At 73.3% G+C, this 6,776-nt stretch carries 6 protein-coding genes; 4 read left to right on the plus strand and 2 right to left on the minus strand.

The window, feature by feature from the left end; translation table 11 throughout:
- The coding region (locus ACJ73U_RS09260) for an NAD(P)/FAD-dependent oxidoreductase (RefSeq protein ID WP_407777134.1) at positions 1-826 on the plus strand (826 nt) is incomplete at its 5' end.
- Between the two features lie 3 nt (positions 827-829).
- Complete coding sequence (locus tag ACJ73U_RS09265; protein ID WP_407777135.1) at positions 830-1,189, plus strand: RNA-binding S4 domain-containing protein; 360 nt, start codon at positions 830-832, stop codon at positions 1,187-1,189.
- Here ACJ73U_RS09265 and ACJ73U_RS09270 read toward each other — a convergent pair.
- Together ACJ73U_RS09270 and ACJ73U_RS09275 are read right to left on the minus strand one after the other, a co-directional pair.
- A complete protein-coding gene (locus ACJ73U_RS09270) occupies positions 1,180-1,584 on the minus strand; it encodes a ChaB family protein (RefSeq protein WP_407777136.1) in 405 nt (134 codons plus the stop codon). The two genes, ACJ73U_RS09265 and ACJ73U_RS09270, sit on opposite strands and share 10 nt — an antisense overlap.
- A gap of 62 nt (positions 1,585-1,646) precedes the next feature.
- Positions 1,647-3,524 (minus strand): Na+/H+ antiporter, encoded by a 1,878-nt coding sequence (locus ACJ73U_RS09275; protein WP_407777137.1) that lies wholly within the window; start codon positions 3,522-3,524, stop codon positions 1,647-1,649.
- Between the two features lie 334 nt (positions 3,525-3,858).
- On the opposite strand from ACJ73U_RS09275, the gene ACJ73U_RS09280 reads away from it, so the two are divergent.
- Both ACJ73U_RS09280 and ACJ73U_RS09285 read left to right on the plus strand, forming a co-directional pair.
- Positions 3,859-6,051, plus strand: a complete 2,193-nt coding sequence (locus ACJ73U_RS09280; protein ID WP_407777138.1) for a hypothetical protein — start codon at positions 3,859-3,861, stop codon at positions 6,049-6,051.
- A partial coding sequence (locus ACJ73U_RS09285; protein ID WP_407777139.1) for an AAA family ATPase occupies positions 6,048-6,776 on the plus strand: 729 nt, incomplete at its 3' end. The genes ACJ73U_RS09280 and ACJ73U_RS09285, both read left to right, overlap by 4 nt.

A 6,776-nucleotide genomic window follows, 5' to 3' on the forward strand; every position in this document is an offset into this window, starting at 1 on the left:
CACGCTCGTCTACGCGCTCGGCAGCCGGATGGACGTCGACTCGGTGCCGGGGGCCGCCGAGCACGCCTACACCGTCGCGACCCCCGAGCAGGCCGCGCGGCTGCGGGAACGGGTCGGGGCCGGCGGGGTGGTGACGGTGGTCGGTGGTGGGCTGACCGGCATCGAGGCCGCCACGGAGCTGGCCGAGCAGCGTCCGGAGCTGAAGGTCCGGCTGGTGACCGACGGCGTGCTCGGCGCGCGCCTGTCGGAGAAGGGCCGCCGGCACCTGCGCCGCACGGCCCAGCGGCTGGGGATCGAGGTCCGCGACCAGGTGCGGGTCGCCGAGGTCCGGGCGGACGGCGTCGTACTGGCCGGGGGCGAGCACGTCGCCTCCGACGTCGTGGTGTGGACGACCGGCTTCACGGTGCCGTCGCTGGCGGCGGAGGCGGGGCTCGCGGTCGACGGGCACGGCCGGCTGATCGTCGACGAGAGCGCGCGGTCGACCTCGCACCCGGACGTCTACGGCATCGGGGACGCGGCGGCCATGCGGCTGTCCGGCGGGCAGGAGCTGCGGATGGCGTGTGCGACCGGGATGCCGGTGGCGCAGCTCGCGGTCCGCGCGATCCGTGCCAGGCGGGCCGGCAGGCCGGTCAGGCCGTTGCGGTTCCGGTACGTGAACCAGTGCATCAGCCTCGGCCGGCGGGACGGCCTGATCCAGTTCGTGAACCGGTACGACGAGCCGGTGGAGTGGGTGCTCACGGGCCGGCTCGCGGCGCTCTACAAGGAGACGATCGTCCGCGGGGCACTCCAGGTGCAACGCCACCCGGCGGTCCCGACTAGTTTCTGAGGTGTGGAGTCGACGCGAGTTGACCGCTGGCTGTGGGCGGTCCGGCTGACGAAGACCCGCACGGACGCGGCGGCGGCCTGCCGCGGCGGGCACGTGCGGGTCAACGACCGTCCCGCCAAGCCGGCCACCACCGTGGTACCCGGCGACGAGGTCCGCGTCCGCGCGGGTGGCACCACGAAGGTGGTCGAGGTGGTCCGGATCATCCAGAAGCGGGTGGGTGCCCCGGACGCGGCGACGTGCTTCATCGACCGCACGCCGAAACCGCCGCCGGACGCGCTGGTGCCGGTCGCCCGCCGCGATCGTGGCGCCGGCCGGCCCACCAAGCGCGACCGGCGCGTGCTCGACAAGTTCCGTCAGGGCTGAGCGCGCCGGCGGGCGGTCTGCCTGTTGTTGGCCTTCTGCAGCGCGTCGACCAGCTCCTGCTTGCTCATGCTCGACCGGCCCGGGATCTCGAGGCGCTGGGCCAGCTCGTACAGGTGCTTCTTCGACGCGTTCGCGTCCACGCCGCCGGCCGTCCCGGTCGGGCGCCGGTTGGCGCCGCGGGCGGCCTGGGCGTCGGACGGGCCGCGCTTCTCCTTCGGCTCCCAGTGGTCGCCGACCTTCTCGAACGAGTGCTTCAGCGCCGCGAAGGCGGTCTGGTGGGCGCGGCGGCCCTCGCCGTAGGTCTCGGCCGCCGAGTCGTGTGCCTTCACCCAGGTCCGCTGCGCCTTCCGCGGTGAGCGGCGCAGGGTGCTCGGCATGACCTCCTCGCCAGGCATGCTCTTCTCCTCTCACCGGTCCGCGAGCACAGGGTTGCCGTCGGCCGCCCGGGTGAAACCCCCTAGCCGAGCTGCTGGTCCACGTAGCACCAGCGCCAGGTCTCGCCCGGTTCGGCGCTGCGCATCACCGGGTGGCGGGTGTCGTGGAAGTGCTTGGTCGCGTGGTTGCCGGGGGAGGAGTCGCAGCAGGCGACGTTGCCGCACTTGAGGCACATGCGCAGGTGCACCCAGCTGATGCCCTCCTCGACGCAGGCTTCGCACCTGTCCGGCGAGTTGGCCTCGACGTCCTTCCACCGGTGGTCGAGGTGTTTGCACGAGCCCGCGGTGGCGACCGGGGTGTGCAGCTCGCGGGTCATCTCGGGCTGCCCGTCGTCCTCGCGGTCGAGCATGGACTCCTCGATGTCGAGCCGTGCCAGCACGCGCCGCAGGACGGTGTCGTCGGCGCTGCCGCTGTCGCGGGCGCGCAGGAACTCCTCGCGTTCGACCTGGAGCAGCTCCAGGCGCAGGCGGCGGTAGGTGTCGCTGGGGGTCTCGGGCAGCGGGCTGCGCCGGCCGAGCTGCTCCCACGCCGAGTCGGACCGGTCCCGCAGCCGGTCCCGCAGCCGCCGGACGACCTCCTCGGGGTCGTTGGGGCCGCGGATCTCCTCCAGCTTCTCCAGCGCCACCCGGGTCATGTCGTTGAGGACGGCGGCCTCCTGCAGCGCGTCCTCGGCCGGGTCGGGCGTGGGCAGCCGCAGGCGGCGGATCAGCCCGGGCAGTGTCATGCCCTGGACGAGCAGCGTGCCGGCCACGACCACGAACGCGGCGAGCAGCAGCACGGGTCGCTGCGGGGTGTCGGGGGGCAGGATGAACGCGGCGGCGAGGGTGACCACGCCGCGCATGCCCGCCCAGGCGAGCACGGCCGAGTAGGTCCACGGCCAGACGGACCTCTTCCTCAGGCCGAACCGGCGCATGACGCGCTTGATCATGCCGATGCCGATCATCCACAGGATCCGGGAGAGGATCGTGGTGACGAGCACGGCCAGGCAGATGCCGATGACCATGGCGACCGACACGCCGCTGTCCACCACCGCCTGGACGATCCACCGCAGCTGCAGGCCGATCAGCAGGAAGACCATGTTCTCCAGCAGGAACTGGATGGTCTGCCAGTTGTGCTGGCTCGCGATCCGCGCCGACCCGGACAGGATCGCCGGCGACTTGTGCCCGAGGATGATGCCCGTGACGATCACCGCGAGCACGCCGGAGCCGTGTACCACCTCGGCGAGCAGGTAGGCCACGAACGGCACGGCGAAGGAGAGCGCGGTGTCGCTGACCAGGTCGGTGAGCCGTTGCCGCACGTAGCTCGCGGCGAAGCCGATCAGCGCGCCCGCGATCACCCCGCCGGCCACGGCGAGCAGGAAGTCGACCCCGACCTGCAGGATCGTGATCGACCCGGCGATGGCGGCGATGGCGGTGCGCAGCGCGACCAGTGCGGTCGCGTCGTTGAACAGGCTCTCGCCCTCGATCAGTCGGATCAGCTTGCGCGGCATCCCGACCCGCTGCGCCACCGCGCTGGCCGCGACCGCGTCCGTCGGCGCGACGACCGCCCCGAGCGCGATGCCCGCCGCCAGCGGCAGCCCGGGCACGACCGCCCAGACCACCAGCCCCACGACGACGGTCGTGAAGATCACCAGCCCGACGGACAGCAGCGCGATCGGCCCCCGCAGCTTGCGGTAGTCCAGCAGCGAGGTCTGGATCGCGGCCGAGTACAACAACGGCGGCAACAGACCGACGAGCACCACCTCGGGCGAGAGCCGGTAGTCCGGCACCCCGGGCACGAACGACGCCACGACCCCGACGGTGATCAGACACAGCGGCTCCGACCAGTCGAACCGCCGCGCCACCGCCGTGAAGACGAGCACCGCCACCACCAACGCCACAAACTGAGCCGCGATTTCCACAGACCAATCATCCCTGTGTACCGAGGTGGCGCACTCCGGTGGTCGGATCCGGAGCGGACGTGCACCCCCACGAGACGTTCCGCGCGTCAGAGCGGGACCCGCGTGGCGAACCCGCGGCCGACGCGCGCCGGACGACGCGGCCGTGTGCGCTGCTATGGTCGGATCCGACTATTGCGGCGGTGAGGCGGAAAGAAACCTGCCGGGGTGGGCAATCCGCTCGCCGGGTGGTGGCGAAGCCCCTGTGGTCGGCGAGTTCGACGGTCGATTTCGGTGGTCTGGGGCGGACCGGGCCTCGGTGGCATCCGTGCGGGTCATGGAAAGTGGGGGCTTTGTCGTGTGGCAACGGATTGTCGGCGTGTTCCGGCGGCGGCGGGTGCGGGACTCCGCCAGCTTCGGGGCCGCCTCGCTCGGTGTGCTGCTCCTCGTCGGGGCGGCGCTCGGGACCGGCGTGGCGCGGACCGCGGTCGACGTCTCGGACGGGTTGACCTGGTTGCCCGACAACCCTCGTGGGGAGGTCGTGCAGGTCAACCCGGCCTCGGGGCGGCCGGAGGTGCGGTTGCGGGTCGCCGGGGGTGACGCGCAGCTCGACGTCACGCAGAAGGACGGTCTGCTCGTCATCCTCAACCGGCGCAACGGGCAGATCACCGTCATGGACCTTGCCACCCTGCTGGCGAGCGGACGGCGGCAGGCACAGCCCGGGCCGGCCACCACGGTGCTCGTCTCCCACGGACGGATCTACGTCGTGGATCGGCCGGGCGGGACCATCGCCGACGCCGATCCCGTGACGCTCGCCGACCTCGGCGCGCCGTGGCGTGCCGGCAAACCGCTCGCCGACGTCGTCGCCGACGACGCCGGGGTCGTCTGGGCCGCCGACTACGACGGGCGGTTGCACTCGCTCGACTGGGTGGGCGAGGCCGGGAAGTTCCGGGAGAAGGCCAGTGAGCTGGTCCAGGGCGCCGGCCCAGGCACGGTCCTCGTGCCGCATGCCAAGGGGGTGACGCTCTTCGGGCTCGACGACGGCGTCGTGCGGCAGGTCGGGACCGGGTCGGACGTCAGCGGGTCCACGCCGAAGCTGCCCGGCGAAGTGCTCGCGGCGCGGAGCAGTCCCGACGCGCTCGTGCCCGCCGCGGTGCCCGGGCGGCACACCGTGGTGATCGTCGCCGGGGAGCGCGTCGTGCGGGTGGACACCGCCGCGCTCGGGTGTCCCGAGCCGGGGCGACCCGTCGTGTTCCGGGACGAGGTGTACGTGCCGTGCCGCGGGCAGGGCAAGGTGGTCGTGCTCGACAAGGCCGGCAGGCGGGGCGGGTCGGACGTGCGGACACCCGGCAGCGGCGATCCCGAGATCGTCCTCGACGACGGCAGGCTCGTCATCAGCGCACCCGGCGCCGAGCGCGGGGTCATCGTCGACGCGGACGGGGCCACGCACTCCGTCACCATCCGCAGTCCCTCGCTGCCCGTCGTGAACCCGGACCGGCCGCCGCTTCCCGAGGTGCCCTCGCCGCCGCGGCCGACGCCCCGGCCGGAGAGGCCGGACAACCGCGGCGGCGACCAGCGGCGGTCACCCGACTCGCCGGGCCCCGGGATCCCCGGCGGGACCTCGACCCCCGGGGGGACCGTGCCCGGCACCCCACCCGGCGTCACCGTGGCGCTCGCCAGCCGGTCCGCCTCGGAGATCGTCGTCACCGTCAGCTGGGGCGCGGCCGACGACAACGGCGAGAAGGTCACCGGCTACACGGTCGAGGCCACCGGCGACTTCGGCGGCGGCACCCGCACCGCGCAGACCACCTCGACCAGCACGCGGCTGACGATCCCCTGTGACGGCGGCACGTTCTGCGTGAACGGGCGGCTCGACGTCACGGTCACGGCGCTCAACCGGGTCGGGGCGAGCGCCGCCGGCACCCGGTCGTGGACCGTCCCGGCGGGGAACCAGCCGACCTCCGAGCCACCGCCGCCGGTGACCGACCCGCCCGCCGACCCGCCGCCGCAGGATCCGCCACCCGCGAACAACCCGACGACCGACCCGCCCGCCGACCCGCCCGCCGACCCGCCGCCGGCCGCGACCGTGCCCACCGCCGGCGCGACCGTGATCACCAGCATCACCGCGACGGGCAACGGCTACACCCGCCGCGTCACGATGACCTGGCCGGGCGACTGGGCCGGCCACGACGGGACCTGCCAGGTGGTCAACACCACCCTCGGCTACGGCGCCGCCATCACGTGCGGGACGACCACACTCGACATCGACGTGGACACCGGGCCCAACCGCGTCGTGGTGCGGGCGACCGCGCGGGACGGCAGCCGGTCCGTCGACTCCGCGGCGAGGTCGGTCCAGGGGCCAAGAGAACCCATGTGCGGCAAGTACCTGTGCCTCGGCAGCGGCAGGATCGTCGAGCTGACGCCGGCAGCGAGGTCGACCGACTTCGGGCAGGCCGGCACGGGGGCCGGGTTCCTCGTCATCGCCGTGCTGGTGCAGGTCCTCGGCAGACGCGGGCGACCGGAGGAGTCCACAGAGGACGGTGTGCGATGACCGCACTGGCCGGACCGGGGATCGGTGAGCGGGACATCGCGGCCTTCCGCCACCTCCACACGCAGGTGGGCGACGCGATCGAGACGGCGGTGCGGGGCAAGCGGCAGGTCGTGGACCTGGTCCTGGTCGCCATGTTCGCCGGCGGGCACGTGTTGCTGGAGGACGTGCCCGGCACGGGCAAGACGACGCTCGCGCGGGCGGTGGCCGGTGCGCTCGGCGGGCTGTCCCGGCGCGTGCAGTTCACCCCCGACCTGCTGCCCTCCGACGTCACCGGCACCTCGGTGTACGACCCGCGCAGCGGGCAGGTGAACTTCCGCGCCGGCCCGGTGTTCGCGAACGTGGTGCTGGCCGACGAGATCAACCGCGCGGCCGCGAAGACCCAGTCCGCGCTGCTGGAGGTGATGGAGGAGCGCACGGTCACCGTCGACGGTGTCGCGCACGCCGTGCCCGACCCGTTCCTCGTGGTCGCCACGCAGAACCCGATCGACCTCGACGGCACCTACCGGCTGCCCGAGGCGCAGCTCGACCGGTTCATGGTGCGGACGTCCATCGGCTACCCGGACGCCGCCCACGAGCTGGACGTGTTGCGCCCCGGCAGCACCGCCGGCCGGGTCGCGCAGGTGCCGACCGTGACCAGCCCGCCGGTGGTCGCGCAGTACGGTCGGCTGCTGTCCACCCTGCACGTCGCCGAGCCGATTCTGGAGTATGTCAGCGAGCTGGGCACG

Source organism: Actinophytocola sp., from assembly GCF_045807065.1.
GTDB lineage: Bacteria > Actinomycetota > Actinomycetes > Mycobacteriales > Pseudonocardiaceae > Actinophytocola.

Excerpts from the sequence above, each read along its gene's own strand:
- ACJ73U_RS09270 (WP_407777136.1), bottom strand. The coding sequence starts at position 1,584 with ATGCCTGGCGAGGAGGTCATGCCGAGCACCCTGCGCCGCTCACCGCGG.